The following is a 20230-nucleotide window of genomic DNA, read 5'->3' as shown; positions in this document are numbered from 1 at the left end:
ACTTACCCAGATGAGAGCACAACCTGATGGAGCAGCGACTGGCACGCCCGATCGTCATGAGCAACGCCAACGTCATCGCTACACCTGTGACGGCAGAACGTATCGACTGGACCATCGTGGTGCTGACCTTCCTGGGTCTGGCCTACAACGCGATATTGGCGTTCATCAATGCGCATATCTTCGCCGTCAACGTCTCGATGGTCGTGGTGTTCGAGATCTCGGTGCTCGGTGCGGGATTGCTGGTCTGGTGGAAGCGCGGGATCAAGACGACCGATCGCAACGTGCTGTATTTCGTTGGCAGTTTCCTGATCATCAGCCTGGTGATCGGCATGCTCAACCAGCGGATCTATCTGGATGCGTTCCGCAACATTCTGATTGTCGGCGTGTACATAGGGCTTGGCAAAAGCGCCAACGTGGCGACCATCAAGGCAGCGTTCCTGGCCTGTACGCTCTTGGTGCTGGGGGTGCTGATACTGGAACTCAGTGATGTCAGTTCGTATGCCGCACTGCTCAAGCCTGCCAACTATTACATCAACACCCGCGGGTTCAAGGAGCTGAGCTACGACGACTCCGGCATATTCAAGAATGCCTTGGGCTTCGAGGGTCGCTTTTCCTACGGCATCTTCACCGGCCCGCGGACATCCTCGATCTTTCTCGAGCAAGTGTCGCTGGCCAACTATGCCGCGGCACTGTGCATTCTGCTGCTGTCGCTCTGGCCGCAAATCGGCATCAAGGTCAAGCTGCTGCACATCTTGACCATCCTGCTGGTGGTGCTGTCGAACAACACCCGGACCACCTCTATTCTGCTGGTGCTCTCGGTGTTCGGGTACTACCTCTACCCGCGCATTCCGCGGTATTCCAACGTGCTGCTCGCGCCGATCATCATCGCCTTGGGGATCTTCATCTACACCCTGTATCCCTATGCGCGGGGCGACGATTTTATTGGCCGGACTTCATTTACCGGTTATGTCCTGACGCACATGGGCATGCCGGAATATTTCGGCACCAGTATCGATAACCTGAAGATGCTGGCGGACAACGGTTACCCCTACCTTATCTATTCCAGCACGATCTTCGGCATGGTGCTGTTCTGGCTATTCGTTTCATTGGTCGTGCCACAGATCACACCCGCACAGAAGCGCTGCGCCAACAGCCTGGCGTTGTATATGTTCATCAACTTGTTGGTGTCCGGCACTGCAACGTTCTCCATCAAGGTCGGTGCGCCGCTATGGCTGCTGGTCGGGTTCATGGCAACCGCCCATATTCAATTACCAGGCAGGGCCTTGAAACGCCGTGTCTGAAAAACTGCGGCGTTCACTTCCCGGGCTGCACAAGGTGAGATTCATGAAGATTGCACACGTCGTCAGGCAGTACTACCCCAGTGTAGGAGGCCTTGAAGATTACACCTACAATTTGGCGATCGAACAACGCGCCAAAGGTCATGATGTAGTTGTCATCACCTTGAATACGGACTTTCAAACCGGCGAACAATTGCCCGCAGTCGATCAACACATGGGTATCGAGATACGCCGGGTGCCATGGCGTGGATCGATGCGCTACCCCATTGCGACCCTGGACTTGGACCTGCTGAACAGCATGGACCTGGTCCACGTGCATGCCGTGGATTTTTTCATCGACTACCTGTCGCTGATGAAACGACTTGGCCGCTTGCAGGCGACCCTGGTGCTCTGTACCCACGGTGGATTTTTCCATACACAGAAACACCAATGGCTCAAAAAGCTGTTCTTCAATACGGTGACGCGCTTCACGCTCAGCGGTGTGGATGGCGTGATCTGCAACAGCACCAATGACCAGGCGGTTTTCGAGAAAATCTTCGCCCGTTGCGTCATGGTCAACAATGGTATTCGCCTCAAAAAATTCGGTGAAGGCAATGGTGGTCCGGTCGCCACCACCGATGATCTGATCTACCTGGGACGCTTCAGCTCCAACAAGCGCCTCGCTTGGTTGATCGAAGCCTATGCGGGGCTGGCCAGCCCCAGTGGCCTGCTGAAGATAATCGGCCGGAGCAAGACCGGCGATGCTCAACAATTGCAGGCGCTGATCGACAAGCTCGACTGCGGCGCTCGGGTCAAGTTGCTGCTGGATATCGACGACGCGGCAATCGCCGACGCGATTATCAGTGCCAAGGCCACCGTCAGCGCTTCGGCATACGAAGGGTTTGGCCTGGGGGTCGTCGAATTGATGTCCTATGGGCTCATTCCATTCTTGTCGACGGACCCGCTTTCGTTTGGCGACTTTGTCCGTGACTCCGAGGCAGGCGTCACCTTCGAAGTGGGCGCCGATAATTTTGACATTCAATACCAGAAGTTGATTGCTAACTGGTCTTCTGCAACGGCAGCAAACGCGGCTCATTATGCGAGACGTTTTTCCTGGACGGCAGTATCGGAGGAGATTTTTAATGTCTACGAAAGTACCCTTGAGAAAAGCGTCCGCGCTTATCGATAAGCTGCATATTCTGAAAGACGGTCAGCTCGATCTGTTCATCAGCAATCTATTACAAAGCAAATCTCGCCACGTATTGGGCTTTCTCAACCAGCATGGTTACAACCTTGCGGTCGAGAACCCGTCGGTGCTCGAAAGCTTTGGCAATATCGATTACCTGTTGCGCGACGGTGCCGGGATAAAACTGGCTTGTCAGTGGAACAAGCTGGAGCCAGGCGCCAATCTCAATGGTACCGACTTCATTCCGGCCCTGATCAATCAGTCCCACGCCAGCGCCGTCGATGTCGACTACTTCATATTCGGCACCGAATCGCCATGGCTTGAAGAAGGTGCTCGGCAACTTCTGCACGGGCGTGAATGCCACTTGTTGCACGGTTTTCACCCTGCCGACGAGTACGTCGAATATGTGCAGAAATGGGGGCGCCCGGAAGCACTTTCCATCGTGATACTTGCCATGGGCATGCCCAAGCAGGAACACCTCGCCTGGCGCCTGCGCGAAAGCAGCAACGGTGCCATCCTGGTGGTCTGCGGTGGTGCAATCATCGACTTTCAAGCTCAGCGCTTCGAGCGGGCGCCAAGCCTGATGCGCAAGTTCAACCTCGAATGGTTGTTCCGGCTGATCCGCGAGCCACAGCGGCTATTTGCGCGCTATGTGCTGGGCATTCCCAAGTTCTTTTATTACCTGGTCGCCAATAAATGAAAGCAGACGCCAGCGTGGCCACGGATTCATCCGCTGCGATGGCCAGCGAAGCAGGCGTGGACGCCTACGCGCCAGCGCCGGGTGGGCGCTCGTTCAAAAAACTGTTCCTTACCTTGTTCCTGCTCGGCCTGCGGGCTGGCGGCCTGGCATCGAAGTTTTTGCTGACGCTGTTTATCGCCAAGGAAATGAGCCTCTCGGACCTTGGCTTGTACGGTTTGATCGCGGTGGGCGCCACCATCGTTCCATCGCTGCTGGGCCTGGGCTTGAATGGCCCGGCCGGACGCAACTGTGTCGGCGCCAGCACTGCGCAAGGTATACGCATCGCCTGCACGCGGGTGGGGATCACCCTCGCTCTGCACGCGGTACTCACACCGCTGGCCGCGATCGGCCTGGCGTTCTGGCTGCCGTCGACTGACCTGCTGCTGATTTTGCTGGTGTCGGCCATTCTGATTCTCGAGAACATCTCGTCCGACCTGAACACCCTGTTGATGGCTCGATTCAGGACGACCTTCGCAGCTACGCTGCTGTTCCTGCGTTCAGGGGCATGGCCGCTGGTATTTATCGTCTGCGCCTGGTTCGAGCCGCAGCTGCGCACCGTGCATGGCATCATGGCATTCTGGTTGGCGGCACTGTTGGCAGTCATGCTGTTGCTCGCCGGCCTGTCGCTGTCGCGCGGTTATCACACGTTGCTGCACTTTGATCGCAGCCTGGCCCGAGAGCTGCTCGTGCGCGGGCGCAACTTCTATGTGGCGGAGATCGGCAACGCCGGCGCGCTGTACTCCGACCGGTTCCTGGTCAGCACTTTTCTGGGGCTTGAGGCCACCGGCATCTATACGTTTTTCTGGTCGCTGACCAACGCCGTCAACAATCTTGTGTTTACCGCAGTGACCAACCCGTTGGCGCCGCGGATCATCGCGGCGGTCAACGAAGGGATCAAGCCGGCCATCAGGGCCGCCTGCGCGAAGATGTTCAAGGAAGTCGGGCTCTGGAGCATCGGCCTGGCGATCTTCATGGCGACACTGCTGCCGTGGGTCCTCCACTATCTGAACAACGCCAAGCTCGACCAGCATCAGCTGGTATTTGCCCTGATGCTCGGTGCGACAGTGCTGCGCACGATCTCGGAGGCCGCCGACAATGTCCTTTACGCTCATCATCAAGACCGCCGTATTGCGGCAATCTCGATCTGCGCCATGGTGGTTTCAGCACTGCTGATCTCGGCGATGGCGCCGTTTCTGGGGTTGCTCGGGGCCGCCATGGCCATGCTGGGCGCTGCCCTGTTCGTCTTCACACTCCGCGGCATGACCGCCAGAGGCCTGCTGCGCTGATGGATTCAATGGCGAGCAGCTCAAAGAGGTATACGGTTTGAACGTATTTTTTGTGTCTGGCCACGATGCCAGTGCGGGCAGGAAAGTCGATTTTCACTTCTGGGCCGAGAGCCTCGAGAAGAAAGGCTGCCACGTCGACTTCATGACGGTAGGCCTGAGTCGTGCGACGCAATTCAAGAAAAACCATCGCTTGTTCACCGCGCCCTACAACGCCTGGATTGCGCTGACGCCGGCCATCGACAAATTCGTCTGGCGGCCGCTTTTTCACCCATTCAGCCTGAACAAGCCGGTGCTCGATGCACTGACGGCGCCGCTGTTCTCGTTGTATGCGAAGTTGCTGCCCGAGGCGGTGACCGCTCGCGTCAAACAGGCCGATATCATCATTGTCGAAAGCGGCGTGGGGCTGACGCTGGTCGAAGCGTTTCGCAAGTTGGCGCCGAACGCCAGGCTGATCTACACCGTAAGCGATCTGCTCGAGACCTTGACCTTTCACCCGATGGTGCAAGTCGCCGAGCGTGCCGCGCTCGCCCACTTTGAAAGCATCCGCGTGCCAGCCGCCGTCATGCGTGACAGTTTTCCGGCCGCCGCCCCGATCCGGTACATTCCGCCGGGGTTGGATACATCGATTTTCGATGTGCCGACACCCTCTCCGTTCAGCACGCCGAAAAACGCTATCAGTGTCGGTGACATGCTGTTCAACCCGGATGTGATAGAGCGGCTCGCTACCCACTTCCCGGACTGGACCTTCCATGTGTTCGGCAAGAAGGCCCGACTGCCTAAGCCGATCGCCAATGTCATCGAGTATGGCGAGCAGCCGTTCGATACGCTGGTGAGTTACCTGCAACACGCGGACATCGGCATCGCGCCTTACCATGACGCGCCGAGTGTGGGCTATATCAGCCAGTCCAGCCTCAAGATGGTCCAGTACACCTACTGCCAGCTGCCCATCGTTGCGCCGCATTTCGCCGCAGCGGGTCGCCCTCACGTGCTGTCGTTCAGCCCGCAGGCGGATGCCGAATCGCTGTGCAATGCGTTCGAACGGGCGATCTCGTTCGACCGGGCGAGCATCGATCGCTCGCAGGTGTTGAACTGGGACCAAGTCACCGAAGAAATCTTCATGCCGAGCCGCCCTGCTGCGCCGGGCTTGAGCACACACGTAAGGGAAAGCTGAGCCATGATGGAAGTCGCGACATTCTGGGAAGGCCCCGTCAGCGCGCTTGAAAAAGCCTGCTTGTTATCGTTCGTCAATCAGGGCTACGACGTAACGTTCTACAGTTTCAGCGAGCCTGCGCTGGACGCTGGAATCAAGTGGCGTTCGGCCGCAGATATTCTGGAGCGAGACTACCTGCCGCGCTTCGTGACCAATGGCAAGCCGAATATTGCCCACTTCGCCGACCTGTTTCGCCTGGTCTTGTTCCAGAAGACCGCTGCCGCCTGGATCGATTGCGACGTCATCTCGCTGGGTAAACAAGCCACCCCATGGCCAGCTCAAGTGCTCGTCGAAGAGGGCAACGAACACATCATCAACTGCGTGTTGCGCATCAACGATGCCAAGACGCTGGATGAAGCTGTACGTTTGACCAAAGAGTTCATGGACCGCGACGTACCTTGGGCGGCCACGCAATATGTGATTCCCAAGGCGTTGGCATTCAGTGGCCAGCGCCCTGCCCTGTCAGCGGCCAGTGAATTCAGCCCCCTGGGCGCGGACGAATGGGCCAAGTTCCTGCTGCCTGAACACTACGATGAATGTGCCGAGCGCGCCGCCAAGGCCAGAACGCTGCACTTGTTCAATAATATTTTGCAGAAAGTCGGCTACCACAAGGATGTCGCTCCACCTCAGGGCAGTTATCTGCATGCGGTGCTCCAGGACCAGGGCTTGCTCGGGCTTTTCACCGGCATCTATCCCGCCGACACGGTACGCAATCTGGCCGAAGGCTGGGCATTGCGATTCAGCGCCCGGCAGGCGGGATTCGGCGCACTGGTACGTGAGTTGCTACCGAGTTTTCGCCGCACCCTGGCGCGGCGATCAATCCGGTGACGATTCCTCTGACAAGACCCCACCCCGTGGCGCCACCCGCTATCTCGGCAACCGGTCAACGGCGCCTGCCGATGATCGACGTCGCCAAAGGTCTCAGCATTCTATTGGTCGTGCTGGGCCACAACAGCATCTTTGGCGCCCACCAGCCGGCGATCGCTTCGGCGCTCTCGGCGTTTCGGGTGCCGTTCTTTTTTTTTATCGCCGGCGTCGTGTTTTCCCCTCAGCACAAGACCCTCTGGCAAATTCTGCTTCGTAACGCTGATGCCTGGCTCAAGCCCGCACTTGTCGTGACAGTGGGCATGGGCCTGGTGGGCATCATCACCGGCAAGGTCGCCTTTGAAAGCATTCTACTGGCGGTCACCTACGCAACCGGATTCACCCTGTTCTGGCCGGCACTCTGGTTTCTTCCGCATTTGTGGCTGGTCTGCGGTTTTTCCGCAGGCCTGCTGATTCACGGCAAAGGGCTGGTCGATAACGGATTCAAGAAGACGGTGTTATTGGTCGTACTGGCGGCGCTAGGCTTTCTGGCGATCAATCTTTTCGATGAGCCCATCGCCAATCATGCCTGTTACCGCCAGACCAGCTTCAGCCCGATGCTCGCCGAATGCGGGCTGCCGTTCAGCGCCGATCTCTTGTTCGTGACGTCATTCTTTTTTCTGGGCGGCCATTTCCTTAGCAGCCTGGTCAAGCGCTTCCGATGCACGCCGGCCATGTTGGGGCTGGCACTGTTGGCGTTGGGTTTATTGATCGGCCTGCCCGCGCTGCCCACCGATCTGAATTTCAGGATTTACAGCAACGTGCTCACTTCCCCCTTGAGGGCCGTTGCGGGGATTTTCCTGATGTTGTGCCTGTGCGATGTACTCGCGCGCGCGGCTTGGGTAACCGGCTTCTTCTCGGCGGTCGGTCAACGCAGCCTGTTTATCCTGATATTCCATCTGCCCGTGGTGTTTTTGCTGGTGCGTAACCTTCCGCGCTTCATCGACTCGCCGTTATTGGTGGGTGTAGCGGCCTACGTCGTACCCCTGGCTTGGTCAGCCCTTTTGTATGAAGTCGTCGTGCGCAGTCGGTTGCTTCGCGCTGTGATGCTCCCCGTGAAAAGCAATTCTCCCCGGACCGCACCTGAGGCTGTTCAGCCCACTAGCAGCCATTGAAGGTGGCTGCGAGGGTCGAACATTCAGGCTAAGGAAAAACATGATGACTGTGCAGTTGACTTTGCCGGGCGTGCCTCCCCTCTACGAAAGCGGTGCTCCGAAAGTCGCCATGATCGACGTGGCCAAAGGTTTTGGGATTCTGCTCATTGTGCTTGGCCACAACACCATCTTCAGTAGCACGTTCGGCTTTGTGTCGGAAGTGCTCGCAGCGTTTCGCATACCGTTCTTTTTCTTTATGTCGGGGGTCACCTTTTCCATCGCGCGGCGCACGCTGGGTCAGGTCGCATTGCAGCGCGCGGACGCCTGGCTCAAACCCTGCGCGGTGGTCATCATCGTGGTCGGCGCGCTGAAAATAGCGCTGGGCGTCGGCACCCCGGAGGGGCTGTTACTGAGTCTGACCTTTGCCACGGGGTTCACCTTTGCCTGGCCGCCGCTGTGGTTTTTGCCGCATTTGTGGCTGGTGTACGTGTTTACCGCCGCGCTGTTGATCAAATGCCAAAGATTGATCAATACGTTGCGCAAGCGGATCTTTCTGCTCATGTGTTTCGGCCTGGGAGGCTATTACCTGTTGCACCTGTTCAGCTCTCCACTGGATAACCCTTCTTGCACCAAACAACTGATATTCACTATGCGGTTGTTTCAATGCGGTCTGCCGTACAGCGCCGATTTGTTATTGGTCACGGCCTTGTATTTTTTGATCGGTCACTTTTTGTCCGATGCCATTAAACGGTTCAAGCCACGCCGACTGGAAATGGTATTTGCGGTGGTGGGACTACTGGTGCTGTGTGAGCAGTTCCCATTGTCGCTCGACTTGAATGCCCGAGAGTATCAGGATCTGCTGATTTCACCGTTCCAGGCGTTCTTCGGTATCTTCGCGATGCTGGGCCTGTGTTATTACTGCGGCAAAAGCCGATACCTGACCACCGTAATAGGCTACTTCGGCAAGACCAGCCTTTTCATTCTGCTTTTCCATGCGCCGATTTTGTACTGGATATTGCGCAACCTGCCCCGCTGGATCGACTCCCCGCTTGGCGTTGGCATTGCCGCTTTTGTGATACCGATTGCATTGTCCTTGGCGGCTTACTATATCTGCCGAAGCAGCGTTGTATTGTCAATGTTGATGTTCCCTATCAAACCCAAGCGAGTCGAGCGAAGAGCCTCGGCGCTCTATCGCTAGGCCGCTGGACTGAAGGCGTTACAACCGAGTTTTACTTTGATCGAGAGGTGGAGCGTGAGTAGAAATCTGGCGTTGGACCTGCTCAAGGTCGTATTGGCGCTCATGGTCGTGGCATTGCATTCGCGTTTTCTGGCGGATGTAAGCCCTTTGGCGACGTTTTTGACGGTCGATGGACTGTTTCGTATTGCGGTGCCGATATTTTTTCTGATCAGCGGCTTCTATTTCTATCCGGCCGTCATGAAAAAAAACCACGTGAAATGGATCACCCGAATTGTCCTGTTGTACGCGTTCTGGATGCTATTCTACGCCTATTTCTGGTTTCGACCGACCAGTTTTTCGGGGGCGGAGATGCTGCGCCTCACCGGTATCGTTTTGGGCGGTTACTACCACCTGTGGTATATGGTCGGGATCATTGGTTCGGCGCTGCTGCTGGTATCGATGAAGCACTGGCCCTTGCGTTATCTGCTCATGCTGTCGCTGGGCGCATTCTTGCTTGGTGTCGCCATTCAATACACCGCACTGTATTACCGATTCAGCGACACTGCGGTCAACGACCTGCTAAGCCGGCCGGAGTCACACCGCAACATTCTATTGCTGGCGTTTCCCTTTTTCTGTGGTGGCTTCCTGATCAGTAAATCAGGGATACATACTCGCTTGGGCCTGCGCATCCCACTGATTGCAAGTCTGGTGGGCATACTGTTGCTGGTCACTGAGGCCTACCTCAATTACGACGCCTTGCATCAGGTGGAAGGCATCGACAACTTGCTGACTTTGATACTGGTTTGCCCTGCGCTATTTATCCTGATTATCAACCTCGACGTCCGCGGCAACATTCCGCATTTGGCCCAGTACAGTACAGCTATCTATTTTGTTCATGTGTTCTTCTTGTTCACCTTCCTGAAGTTTTTCAGCTTCACCGCCAGCCTGATGACACTGATCGTGGTGTGCGCGTCGGTAATGGCCGCGTATGTACTGGTGCGAGCAAGTAAGCGTTTCAATTTTATTCTGTAGCACGGAACTAGACAGTGCACGGCCTTGTCCTCCGGTTGTTGCAGCAGGACGCCGCTGTCCGGTGTCGATGGACGGCAGTAAATTTCGTCTACGACGCTGGCATTACGACATCTCCTGGTGTAAATTTCCTCAGCTGTAGCGTTTTTACCCTAACAGTAACAACCGTTATTTGACGCCTATATTCAGGCGCGTTCTGGCGGTGCTGTTTGCACAGCGTTACCAGACGATTTCTTCGCAGCGCTCACATTTAAACGTTCACTCTCACCCAAAGGGCTTTCGGCTCTTTGTGGCGGTAGCGTGGCGCTTTTACATGTTCTGAGTTGCATCGCTTGACACCACTCAATATCCGTTTTTAAACCGTGCTGTTTTTCAGCATGGCGGGAAAGTGCGCGCAATTTTGTGCGCCGTGATCAGGACAGCCCTACGTGTCGGAGACCAGACTATGACTTCGCAATACACAAGTCGCGCAACACACCGCAAAGGCCTGACTTTCTGGAGCCAATGGGCCTGCGGCATGGCCCTGGCCAATCTGGTGCTGATCATGCTGGTGTGGGATCAGGTCGGCACCGTCGCCAGCGAATACCGCGTGGCGATGATTCTGACCGTGCTGGGTTCAGTGCCGGCCTACAGCTTCTTGCAGGTCTACCACAAACGTCACGGCATCCTGTCGGGCATGGGCCGCTTGCTGGCGGGTTGGATGAGCCTGCTCGGCGCGTTGATCGCCATTGCCTTCCTGACCCAGACCACCGCAGTGTTTTCCCGCCAAGTGATCATGCTCTGGGTCGGGCTGGGCTATCTGGCGCAAGTGGCCAGCTTCCTGCCGCTGCACTATCTGGCGCGTATGCACTCGCGCAAGGTACGCAATGAGCGTCGTTCGGTGATCATCGGCATCAGCCCCATGGCCGATGCGCTGGCGAAAAAACTGACAACGCCCAACCGCGTGCCGGTCATCGGCTTTATCGCTGCCTCCGGCGAAAACGGCCTGGTGCCTACTACCCTGCCGCTGCTCGGCAATGTCGACGAGTTGCGCGATATCATCGTGCGCGAAGAGGTCCGGCGCGTGTACATCGCCCTGCCGCTGGCGCAACTGGCGACCATCGAAGGCCTGTACATCGACCTGCTGGACATGAGCGTCGACGTGGTCTGGATTCCGGACTTCGGCAGTATGATGCTGCTCAACCAGTCGATTTCCGAGATCGAGCGGATGCCGGCCATCTACCTCAACGAAAGCCCGATCAGTTCCCACCCTGCCGCCCTCCTGGGCAAGGAACTGATGGAGCGCACCCTGGCCGCGCTGGCAATCGTTGCCCTCAGCCCGCTGCTGATCGGCGCGGCCATTGCGGTCAAGCTGTCCTCCCCTGGTCCGGTGCTGTTCAAGCAGAATCGCCACGGTTGTAACGGTGAAGTGATCAAGGTGTGGAAATTCCGCTCGATGCGCGTGCATGACGACAGCGAAGTACGCCAGGCCACCCGCACCGATGACCGCATTACCCGCGTTGGCGCGTTTCTGCGTCGCAGCTCTATCGATGAATTGCCGCAGTTGTTCAACGTGCTGTTCGGCGAGATGGCCCTGGTCGGCCCGCGTCCGCATGCTGTGACCCACAACCTGTATTACACCGGCAAGGTCGAAGCCTACATGGCTCGCCACCGCCTCAAACCCGGCATCACCGGGCTGGCCCAGATCACTGGGCACCGCGGCGAGACCGAGACGTTGGAAAAGATGCAGCAACGCGTGGCCCAGGACCTGAACTACATCAACCAGTGGTCGTTGTGGCTGGACATCAAGATCCTGGTGAAGACGCCGTTCACACTGTTTTCGAAAAATATCTATTGATATGCCAAAGTGGCAGGACGCCCACCGGCGCGTAGACTGGTTTTCACTGGCGTTGAATGCCCCATTCCACTATGGTTTGGGGCTGAAAAACGCCTATCCATAAGGAAGCCAGTCATGCAGTTTCGTCCCCTTGGCAAGACGGATATCAACGTCAGCGCCATCGCCCTCGGTACCATGACCTGGGGTGAGCAGAACACCCAGGCCGAAGCCTTCGAACAGATCCGTCTGGCCAAGGCCGCCGGTGTCAACTTCATGGACACCGCCGAGATGTATCCGGTACCGCCCAACGGCGAGACCTACGCGACCACCGAGCGCTATATCGGTGAATACTTCAAGCAGCATGGCGACCGTGCCGACTGGATCCTCGCCAGCAAGGTCGCCGGCCCCGGCCGTATGGCCCACATCCGCGACGGCAATCCACGGCTCGACCGCAAGAACATCCCCGCCGCGCTGGATGCCAGCCTCAAGCGCCTGAACACCGATTACCTGGACCTGTACCAGTTGCATTGGCCTGATCGCAAGACCAACTTCTTCGGGCAACTCAACTACCAGCATCATCTGGAAGACGAGTTCACCGCCATCGAGGAGACGCTCGAGGTGCTCGACGAGCAGGTCAAGGCCGGCAAGATCCGCCATATCGGCCTGTCCAACGACACCCCATGGGGCACTCAGCGCTTCCTGCACCTGGCCGAAACCCGTGGCTGGCCGCGGCCTGTATCGATCCAGAACCCCTACAACCTGGTCAACCGCAGCTTCGAAGTGGGCCTGGCTGAAATCGCCATTCGCGAGCAGATCGGCCTGTTGGCGTATTCGCCGCTGGCCTTCGGTGTGCTGGCGGGCAAATACCTCAATGGTGCGCGTCCAGCCAAGGGCCGCTTGACCTTGTTCGATCGCTTCCAGCGTTACAACAACCCGCAGACCGACCGCGCCGCCGCAGCCTATGTGGCGCTGGCCCGCGAACATGGGCTGGACCCGGCCCAGATGGCCTTGGCGTTCGTCACCGAGCAGCCATTCGTGACCAGCAACATCATTGGTGCTACGACGCTGGAGCAGTTGGAAAGCAACCTGAAGAGCATCGATCTGGTGTTGTCGCCAGAAGTGCTGGCCGGGTTGGAAGCGATCCACGTCGAACAACCGAACCCTGCGCCATAAGGCCTGTCTGTCGAACCGAGTGCAATAAGGCCAATGCAGCGAGGGGCTTTGCCCACGATCAGATATATCAGTCAGCGCATCGGTGCGCTGACTGATCCATCGGGAGCAAGCTCCCTCGCCACAGGATTGGATTGAAACTCCTGCGCCGCTCGCGGTCTCACAGTGATAACGCTGTGATTTCGCGAGGACCGCGCCATGACCGCTACCCCTGCCCGCCTCGACTACGCACATGGCACGCTGTTCGGGCCTATCCCCAAAAGCGTCGACTGTGACGTCATCATCACGCCCATCACTCCGGGCGCCTTTCAGGTACAGGTGCTGGCCCCCGTGCCGGACGACTTGCACAAAGCCCACTCGCTGGTCATTACCCTCTCCCCCGAACGCCGCTTGAGCGGCAGCCTTGCCCATGCGCGGCGGTTGGATAATGGGGATCTGGAACTGCAGATTGATGTTTGATGCGCGGGTGCGGTGGCGCTTTTGTGGGCGCCTTCGCGGGTAAGCGTTGCTCCCACGGTGTCAGACGATGTTGAGTCGTAGCTGTTGAGCAGGGCTTGCCGCCAAGAGGCCGCATGCCCTTCACCGGATTCAGACCACCGCCGCCACCGCCAGCGATTTCAGATAATCCCCAAACCCCTCCCGCGCCCGTGGATCGGAACGGGCGCTGGTGCTCACGCTGTTGAGTGCGGTCCAGACGATCTTCGCCCCACTGCGCTCCAACGCCTGCACCAAACCGACATCCTCGTGCGCCGTGAGCGGCTTGAAGCCCCCGGCGCGACGGTAAGCCTTGGCACAGATCCCCAGATTGGCGCCATGGATGTGCCGGTGGTCCTCACGGGCTTGATAGCCATCCAGATACCGCGCCTGGATATCCACGCCGTGGTTCTCCCAATCCAGCACCTGCACCGTGCCACAGACCACATCGGCCTTGAACGCCAATTGCTGCATCAGCCAGTCGGCGGGCACCTGGCTGTCGGCGTCGGTGCAGGCCAGCCAGCGCGCACCCCGTGACAGCATGCACGCAGCGCCCACCCGCCGCGCATGGCCGACGTTGCGCGCGCTGATCGACAGGGTCAGCGCATCGAAGCCGCGCGCGACCTTGCCTGACTGGTCATCGCAGCTGTCCAGCACCACGAGGATCTCCACGGCTTCGCCGCCGAGGCCCGGATGGCGGGCGGCGATATGCAGGGACTCGAGGCAATACGGCAGTAGATCCTGCTCGTTATGGGCGGGGACGATAACGCCGATCATAGCGCTTCCTCATCGAGATCGATCGCGCAAGGCTGTACGCACCAGAATTCCAAGAGAAAATCCGCCTCTTCATGGCGCACCGCGCGATGCAGCGGCAGCTTCGCATCGAGCATGGCATGCACCTGCCGGCCATCCTGCGGGCAGCCGTCGATGGGGTGCAACCAGTGACAAGCGAGTAGCGCACCGCCGGGACTGAGACTGGCCACCGCTCGATCGATCAGAGCCGCGAGGTCGGCAGGCGACAGGTAATATGCCACTTCGCTAAGCACGATCAGGTCGAACTCGCCGCCGGGCCAATCGCCTGGCAAACGTCCCTGAACCACTTCGACAGCGGAATATTCACGCAGCCTTGCCGCCGCCAGGCGCACCGCGTCACTGCTCAGGTCCATGCACAGCAACGACTCGCTGCGCTCGGCCAGCAGCACGCTAAGCTCGCCGTTGGCGCAGGCCGGTTCGAACACGCGCTCATAACGCTGGCGCGGCAGGGCGGCCATGGTCAGGTCGCGCTTGCGCTGCTCATACCAGCGGGTGCGAAAGGCCCAAGGGTCATCACTGGCGGCGAACATCTGATCGAAGTACTCGGCGGGCACGCTTGCGGTGGCATCTCTTATGGCAGCATCACTCATATCGGCATCACTCAGGTAAAGACCAATTCAAAGGGCTGCAGCAGCCGCTCCAATGTGGCGCGGTCAAGAACTGGCGGCGCGCCGGTACTGGGGTCATCATGCAGTTGGCTGGTGTGGGCGCGAATGGCTTCGCGCTTGCGTTCAAGCTGATCGTCGTTGAGCAGCAACTTGCGGGCTCGCCCCCAAGGCAGCCGCGGGTCTTCCGGATGGGCCCAGTGCCAGGCCCAGACCGGCACCTCCAGCAGCGTCGCACCCTGCGCACGCGCCGCCTGAGCTGCGGCGCGGCCCACCGCTTCGTGGTCACCGTGGCCGTCATGGCGCCAGGTCGCCAGCACGTAGTCACCGGCGTGCAGGCTACCCCTGATGGCGCGCACCAGCGCCGCTTCATGCTCGGCGACACGGGCATCGGGCAACGCCAGACGCTGCCAGCTCAGGCGTGACAGATCCAGGCCAAGGCGCGCCAGGGCGCATTCGCTCTCGACCCGCCGCTGGGCACGCAGGCGTGCTACCGGCCATTGCTGGGAGCCTGGATGGCTAGCGTCGCCGTCCGTTACCGATATCAAATGTACGTCTGCCACTCTGTCGGCCATGGCCGCCAGCAAGCCGCCACAGGCAAGAATCTCGTCGTCCGGATGCGGCGCGACTACCACCAGCCGCGCGCCCGGGGGAATCAGCTCGTCGATGGACACCACCGCAGCCCTGCGCAGCGCCCGGCTCGCCTGCCAGTCCCGCAGGGGTGTGCCGACCACGCCGAACGGTGCATCGACGGACTGTACGTTGGCACGGCTCATAGCGACCACTCCCCGGCAGGCTGCGCCGCGACCAGCCGGCCAAGACCCGCCAGATCGCGTTCGGCGTGACTTTGGCGGATGAACACCGGCAAGTCGGCGATCAATCGGGCGAAGTGCGGATTGCGGCAATACGGCCCCGCCCCCAGCGCGCGACCGACGTGGTGGAGCACGGTTTCGACCGCTGCCTCCACGTGCGCGCGGACACGCTGCACTGCCAGTTGCGCATTATCGAATGGATAGGCATCGATCCACGCCGCGCATTCGCGCAAGGCCGACGCCGCGCCGTACAAAGCCGCGTCCACGGCCCCCAGGTGAGCATCGGCGTGCGGGTCGCTGCGTCCACGACTGCTGCGCAGGTATTCTCCCAGCGCCTGAGCCGCACCGTACCAGGCCGCAGCAATACCGGCTCCGCCCTGCCAGAAGCCCGGGCGGCTGAGGTATTCACCGCTGGCGCCTACGGGGCAGGCCGGCGCGTGGTCAAAATGCACATCGACACTGGCGGTATGGGCCATACCCACCGCCTGCCAGCCCTGCTCTGAACGGCGCACGCCCGGCTGATCGAGCTTGACCGCTACCAGCTGTGGCTCATCCTGCTCATCCCAGGCGGTCAACAGCGCGTGATCGACCTGCAGTGCGCCCGAGCACCAGGCCTTGCGGCCCTCCAGGCGCACGCCGGCGGGGCTGCGTTCGGTAATCCGCACTCTGGCATCAGGCGGCTCGGCGGCCCACACCCCCCAGATACCTGGCGCCTGCAGGTCGCTGGCGCCGAGCTCTTCGAGAATGGCAACGGCATCGGTATGACCTTCGAACAATTTGAGCAGCGCCAGATCGATGCCCGCCACCTTGGCCAACACCTGCCAGCGCCCCAAGGTGTCGCCGTCACCCGGCAGCGGCAGCTCTGTGAGCCGTTGATCGATACAGCGCAGCATGGCCTGGCGCAGGCTTTCATCGACACTGAGCGCAATCGGCCGTTGGGCGAAGTCGCTAAGCGCGTCCTTGGGGAGCTGACTATTCATGGTTCGTGCACCTGTCCTTGTGAATCGCATCGCGGCTACGCAATGTCTGGCCTGTTGAATTACGGCATCCTCACGTCATCGGGGTTCAATCTATTTCGTCGGCTTCAGACACCCGGATTGCCGAACTGTACATAGAGGGCAAACACTCCCAGCACGGCCCAGAAAATCGAAAACAGCCAAGGCGTGCGCAGCGAGAACAGCAGCGACTTGGCGTAGCCTTTTTCGGTGGACTCGTGGCTGCTGAACAGCGGCGAGTCGTCGTAGGCCATGCCCATGATCGGCTCGCTGCTCAACAGCTGGCTTTGCTTGAAATGCCAATGGTCGATGATGTCGTAGGCGGCGCGGATGCCCGGCCAGGCGTGCAACGAACTGACGATGCCCAGCAGCGCCAGCAGGGGCGGCACGAACAAGGTAAAAAGCTTGCCCCACTCGGGATTGAGGTTGGCCATCGACGACGCGAACGCGATAACCATGAACGACTGCGCCGACAGGTAGGCGTTGGTGCGGTTGGACAGCAGCGCGGTTTCGTAATGGATTTCCTTGCGGTAGAAATCCAGGCGGTCCTTCGCCGAGCCGAACATATGGGCGGCGTTGCTATCGTTAGGGGGTGCCACAGTTTCGGTGATTATCTTCGACACGGGTTTCTCTTTTGATCAAGGCCAGATGGATGACGCTCACGCCTTGAGCCCCAGGCGCTTGCGCATGGTGGCCGTGATGCGTTGGCGACACTTGTCGAAGTCTGCCCAAGGGTCGTCTCGCAGCTCGGCCAAACGTTCGTGCACATTGTGTATGTTCCACTCGCTGGCACCTTTGAGCTGCGCAACTTCATCGCGTTCAATCGGCACCGAGACCGGCAGCCCTTCGCGCGCCCGAGCGGCGTAGGCACAGGCGGTGGTCGCGCCCAGGCCGTTGCGCAGGTAGTCGATGAAGATCTTGCCGACACGGTTCTTGGGGCCTGACACTGCCGAGAAGCGTTCAGGTACCAGCTTGGCGATATGGTTGACGATGGCGTGGCTGAAATCCTTGACGCTGTCCCAGTCGGCCTGGGGCTTGAGCGGCACGACGATATGGATACCCTTGCCACCGCTGGTCTTGAGAAACGATGTGAGGCCCAGCTCGTCAAGAACCGTCAGCGTCAGCTGCGTCGCCTCGACCATGGCCTTCCATGGCAGCGCCGGATCCGGATCGAGGTCGAGGACGAAGCGGTCCGGGTGGGCGAAGTCAGCGCTGGTGGCGTTCCAGGTGTGCAGTTCGACGGTGCCCATCTGAATCGCGCCGATCAGCGCCTTGGGGGAATTGATCACCATGCACGCTTGCCCGGCGTCGGCCTTGTCGTAGTGCTGCAGCTCGTCGATGGCCAGTTGACCGGCGTTTTTCTGGAAGAACAGTTCGCCCGAGATGCCGTCCGGCGCGCGGACCAATGCGACCGGCCGGTCCTTGAGTTGCGGGAGCAGCCAGGGGGCGACGCTGGCGTAGTATTCGGCGAGCTGCTGCTTGGTGGTGCCGCTGCTGGCATCGATGATGCGATCAGGGTGGGTGATGCGCACCAGGTGGCTGCTGTCGGCTTTGCCTTTGCCGCTTTTGCCTTTGCTGCTGCCGCTTTTGTGTGGGAGCGGGCTGTGCCCACTGCGCTGTGTGCGCTCTGAAGATTCAGATGCTTCGCGGGCAGAGGCCGCTGCCACAGGTTCCGCAGCGGGCGTTTCAGCGGTGATATCCCGCGCCGGCTTGTCGTCGCGCAGGCCATGGAAGACCGAATGGCGCACCACCCCGTCGCGGGTCATCTCGGCATAGGCCACTTCGGCCAGCAAGCTGGGCTCCAACCAGTGCACGCCTCGGGCATCGGCACCCGTCGGCGGGTTGGCGACGGCTCGGGTGCGGCGCTCGAGCGGCTCCAGACGCTGCAGAATCGAGCGCAACGTCGCCTCGCTGAACCCTGTGCCGACCTTGCCGGCGTAGCGCAACTCGCCGCTGTCCTGATCGTGCAGGCCCAGCAGCAACGCACCGAAACCGCTGCGGCTGCCCTTCGGCTCGGTATAGCCGACCACCACGAATTCCTGGCGATGTTTGCACTTGAGCTTGATCCAGTCCTGGCTGCGCCGAGAACGATAGGCGCTGCCAACGCGTTTGCCGATCAGCCCTTCCATCTGCATCTGGCACGCGCTGTCCAGTAGCGAGGCGGCACCCTCGTCAAAATCGTCCGAGAAACGCAGCGTGTCACTGGCGTGAGTTTTGAGCAGTTTTTTCAGCGCTGCACGGCGTTGTTCCACCGGCACCTCGGTGAGGTCCATGCCATTGAGGTACGGGGCGTCGAACAGGTAATAAACGATCTGTTCACTGCGCTCATTTTCAAAAGCGTTCTGCAGCGCCTGAAAGTCCGGAACGCCGTGCTCGTTGGCCACCACCATTTCGCCGTCGAGCCAGCCGGAACTCAGGCCGAGCTCGGCCAAGGCCTGCGCCTGATGCGCCATCTTGGCCGTCCAGTCGTGGCCATTACGGGTGAACAGTCGCACCTCGTCGCCCTCGATGCGCGCCAGCACCCGGTAGCCATCGAACTTGATCTCGTAGCGCCAGTCGCCGCCGACAGGCGCCGAGTCGACCAGGGTGGCGAGTTGCGGCTTGAGGCTGGTCGGCAGGGGTGCCTTGCGGGCGCCTTCGAGTTTGCCGCTGCGGCTGCGGCGCGGTGCGGCGGACGGGGTGGCGATCGGTTTGGCGGCGGTGTCAGGCTCCGGGGCTTGGGGCACGGACTGCGCCTTGGGTGCCTTGGCTGTCCTGGTCTTGGTGCTGGACGTGGCATTGCTGCTGGCCTTGGCGCTCGATTTATCTGGGTCGTGGGCATCGGGCTTGGCGGCTGCGCGCTTGCCTTTGCCACGCTCCTTGGGCACCAAGGTGCGGTCGCTCAGCACGCTGTCGGGCTCGGCGATCAGCACGTCGTAGTCGTCCAGCGAGCGCGCCTGTTCGTCCTGATGCTTGATCAGAAACCACTGCTGCTTGCGACCCGGCATATGGGTACGCACCAGATTCCACAGCCCCCCCAGCTTCTCGCCCTGCAGGCTGAACTTGAGCTTGCCCTTGGCGTAGGCCTGCTGCGGGTCGCCCTCGGGAATCCACACGCCACGGTCCCAGACGATCACGTCGCCCGCGCCGTAGTGGCCCTCGGGGATGTGGCCCTCGAAGGTCGCGTAGTCTAGCGGGTGATCCTCGACATGCACCGCCAGGCGCTTGGCTTTCGGGTCCAGTGACGGGCCCTTGGGCACCGCCCAGCTCTTCATGGTGCCGTCCAGCTCCAGACGAAAATCATAGTGCAGATGGCTCGCGTCATGCTTCTGGATGCAGAACTGCAAGGCATGGCCGGCCTTCTTGCCCTTGCTGCGCCGGGCACTGCCTGCAGGCTCGGGCGTGGCGTCGAAATTGCGTTTCTGGTTGTAGTCGTGCAGCGCTTCGCTCATCGCCCACCTCGGTTGTCGGCTTCATATCCATGCGAATCGGCAGCCGTTCAGGAGTTCAAACCGTTGATCGGCGACATCCGATGGAACGCCCGTACGGTTTTGCGTGACCAACACATACAACGCGACACGATCTGTGGAAGCGGGCGCTGCCCGCGAAGCTTTTGACGGCATCGTTGGCCAGCCGCAATCAAGCGCTTCGCGGGCAGAGCCCGTTCCCGCAGAACTGCACGCTCAGTACCCGCTAGAGGTACA

18 protein-coding genes are annotated in these 20230 nt (G+C 59.9%); 12 read left to right on the top strand and 6 right to left on the bottom strand.

Features of this window, described 5'->3' with window-relative positions; genetic code table 11:
- Positions 1-26 precede the first annotated feature (26 nt).
- The 12 genes from REH34_RS28445 to REH34_RS28390 all read left to right on the top strand — a co-directional run bounded on the left by REH34_RS28445 (position 27) and on the right by REH34_RS28390 (position 13307).
- Complete coding sequence (locus tag REH34_RS28445; protein ID WP_311970068.1) at positions 27-1301, top strand: hypothetical protein; 1275 nt, start codon at positions 27-29, stop codon at positions 1299-1301.
- 43 nt (positions 1302-1344) lie between these two features.
- On the top strand, positions 1345-2466 hold the full coding sequence (locus tag REH34_RS28440) for a glycosyltransferase (RefSeq protein ID WP_311970067.1): 1122 nt from the start codon (positions 1345-1347) through the stop codon (positions 2464-2466).
- Complete coding sequence (locus REH34_RS28435; RefSeq protein WP_311970066.1) at positions 2420-3163, top strand: WecB/TagA/CpsF family glycosyltransferase; 744 nt, start codon at positions 2420-2422, stop codon at positions 3161-3163. Before REH34_RS28440 ends, REH34_RS28435 begins: the two co-directional genes overlap by 47 nt.
- Positions 3160-4488, top strand: coding sequence for an oligosaccharide flippase family protein (locus REH34_RS28430; RefSeq protein ID WP_311970065.1), 1329 nt, complete (start codon positions 3160-3162; stop codon positions 4486-4488). The genes REH34_RS28435 and REH34_RS28430 overlap by 4 nt, the downstream gene beginning before the upstream one ends.
- 37 nt (positions 4489-4525) lie before the next feature.
- Entirely contained in the window at positions 4526-5659 is a 1134-nt protein-coding gene (locus REH34_RS28425; RefSeq protein ID WP_311970064.1) for a hypothetical protein, read from the top strand.
- A gap of 3 nt (positions 5660-5662) precedes the next feature.
- Positions 5663-6526: a hypothetical protein gene (locus tag REH34_RS28420; protein ID WP_311970063.1), complete on the top strand. Its 864-nt coding sequence runs from the start codon at positions 5663-5665 to the stop codon at positions 6524-6526.
- Positions 6527-6597: 71 nt separating this feature from the next.
- Positions 6598-7677, top strand: a complete 1080-nt coding sequence (locus REH34_RS28415) for an acyltransferase family protein (RefSeq protein ID WP_311970062.1) — start codon at positions 6598-6600, stop codon at positions 7675-7677.
- Positions 7678-7720: 43 nt separating this feature from the next.
- Complete coding sequence (locus REH34_RS28410; RefSeq protein ID WP_311970061.1) at positions 7721-8854, top strand: acyltransferase; 1134 nt, start codon at positions 7721-7723, stop codon at positions 8852-8854.
- Positions 8855-8908: 54 nt separating this feature from the next.
- The gene (locus tag REH34_RS28405; protein ID WP_311970060.1) at positions 8909-9865 is read left to right on the top strand and encodes an acyltransferase family protein; all 957 of its coding nucleotides are present in this window, start codon (positions 8909-8911) and stop codon (positions 9863-9865) included.
- Between the two features lie 442 nt (positions 9866-10307).
- Positions 10308-11699, top strand: coding sequence for an undecaprenyl-phosphate glucose phosphotransferase (locus tag REH34_RS28400; RefSeq protein WP_311970059.1), 1392 nt, complete (start codon positions 10308-10310; stop codon positions 11697-11699).
- A gap of 114 nt (positions 11700-11813) precedes the next feature.
- A complete protein-coding gene (locus tag REH34_RS28395; protein WP_311970058.1) occupies positions 11814-12851 on the top strand; it encodes an NADP(H)-dependent aldo-keto reductase in 1038 nt (345 codons plus the stop codon).
- 195 nt (positions 12852-13046) lie between these two features.
- Positions 13047-13307: a hypothetical protein gene (locus REH34_RS28390; RefSeq protein WP_226502401.1), complete on the top strand. Its 261-nt coding sequence runs from the start codon at positions 13047-13049 to the stop codon at positions 13305-13307.
- Positions 13308-13436: 129 nt separating this feature from the next.
- Here REH34_RS28390 and REH34_RS28385 read toward each other — a convergent pair whose 3' ends face one another.
- From REH34_RS28385 to ligD, 6 genes are all read right to left on the bottom strand, one after another.
- Positions 13437-14099, bottom strand: coding sequence for a glycosyltransferase family 2 protein (locus tag REH34_RS28385; protein WP_226502400.1), 663 nt, complete (start codon positions 14097-14099; stop codon positions 13437-13439).
- Complete coding sequence (locus REH34_RS28380; RefSeq protein WP_226502399.1) at positions 14096-14725, bottom strand: class I SAM-dependent methyltransferase; 630 nt, start codon at positions 14723-14725, stop codon at positions 14096-14098. The genes REH34_RS28385 and REH34_RS28380 overlap by 4 nt, the downstream gene beginning before the upstream one ends.
- 11 nt (positions 14726-14736) lie before the next feature.
- Positions 14737-15516: a PIG-L family deacetylase gene (locus REH34_RS28375; protein ID WP_311970057.1), complete on the bottom strand. Its 780-nt coding sequence runs from the start codon at positions 15514-15516 to the stop codon at positions 14737-14739.
- Positions 15513-16532, bottom strand: coding sequence for an acyl-CoA dehydrogenase (locus REH34_RS28370; RefSeq protein ID WP_226502397.1), 1020 nt, complete (start codon positions 16530-16532; stop codon positions 15513-15515). The genes REH34_RS28375 and REH34_RS28370 overlap by 4 nt, the downstream gene beginning before the upstream one ends.
- A gap of 104 nt (positions 16533-16636) precedes the next feature.
- Complete coding sequence (locus REH34_RS28365; protein WP_409373198.1) at positions 16637-17170, bottom strand: hypothetical protein; 534 nt, start codon at positions 17168-17170, stop codon at positions 16637-16639.
- Between the two features lie 36 nt (positions 17171-17206).
- Positions 17207-19978: a DNA ligase D gene (gene ligD / locus REH34_RS28360; RefSeq protein ID WP_311970056.1), complete on the bottom strand. Its 2772-nt coding sequence runs from the start codon at positions 19976-19978 to the stop codon at positions 17207-17209.
- Positions 19979-20230 lie beyond the last annotated feature (252 nt).

Origin of the sequence: Pseudomonas baltica, from assembly GCF_031880315.1 — a bacterium.
Lineage (GTDB): Bacteria > Pseudomonadota > Gammaproteobacteria > Pseudomonadales > Pseudomonadaceae > Aquipseudomonas.
This window is presented reverse-complemented; position numbering and strand designations above follow the sequence as displayed.

Coding starts and splice junctions, on each gene's coding strand:
- REH34_RS28445 (WP_311970068.1), top strand. CDS start 27: ATGGAGCAGCGACTGGCACGCCCGATCGTCATGAGCAACGCCAACGTC.
- REH34_RS28440 (WP_311970067.1), top strand. CDS start 1,345: ATGAAGATTGCACACGTCGTCAGGCAGTACTACCCCAGTGTAGGAGGC.
- REH34_RS28435 (WP_311970066.1), top strand. CDS start 2,420: ATGTCTACGAAAGTACCCTTGAGAAAAGCGTCCGCGCTTATCGATAAG.
- REH34_RS28430 (WP_311970065.1), top strand. CDS start 3,160: ATGAAAGCAGACGCCAGCGTGGCCACGGATTCATCCGCTGCGATGGCC.
- REH34_RS28420 (WP_311970063.1), top strand. CDS start 5,663: ATGATGGAAGTCGCGACATTCTGGGAAGGCCCCGTCAGCGCGCTTGAA.
- REH34_RS28415 (WP_311970062.1), top strand. CDS start 6,598: ATGATCGACGTCGCCAAAGGTCTCAGCATTCTATTGGTCGTGCTGGGC.
- REH34_RS28410 (WP_311970061.1), top strand. CDS start 7,721: ATGACTGTGCAGTTGACTTTGCCGGGCGTGCCTCCCCTCTACGAAAGC.
- REH34_RS28400 (WP_311970059.1), top strand. CDS start 10,308: ATGACTTCGCAATACACAAGTCGCGCAACACACCGCAAAGGCCTGACT.
- REH34_RS28395 (WP_311970058.1), top strand. CDS start 11,814: ATGCAGTTTCGTCCCCTTGGCAAGACGGATATCAACGTCAGCGCCATC.
- REH34_RS28390 (WP_226502401.1), top strand. CDS start 13,047: ATGACCGCTACCCCTGCCCGCCTCGACTACGCACATGGCACGCTGTTC.
- REH34_RS28385 (WP_226502400.1), bottom strand. CDS start 14,099: ATGATCGGCGTTATCGTCCCCGCCCATAACGAGCAGGATCTACTGCCG.
- REH34_RS28380 (WP_226502399.1), bottom strand. CDS start 14,725: ATGAGTGATGCTGCCATAAGAGATGCCACCGCAAGCGTGCCCGCCGAG.
- REH34_RS28375 (WP_311970057.1), bottom strand. CDS start 15,516: ATGAGCCGTGCCAACGTACAGTCCGTCGATGCACCGTTCGGCGTGGTC.
- REH34_RS28370 (WP_226502397.1), bottom strand. CDS start 16,532: ATGAATAGTCAGCTCCCCAAGGACGCGCTTAGCGACTTCGCCCAACGG.
- ligD (WP_311970056.1), bottom strand. CDS start 19,978: ATGAGCGAAGCGCTGCACGACTACAACCAGAAACGCAATTTCGACGCC.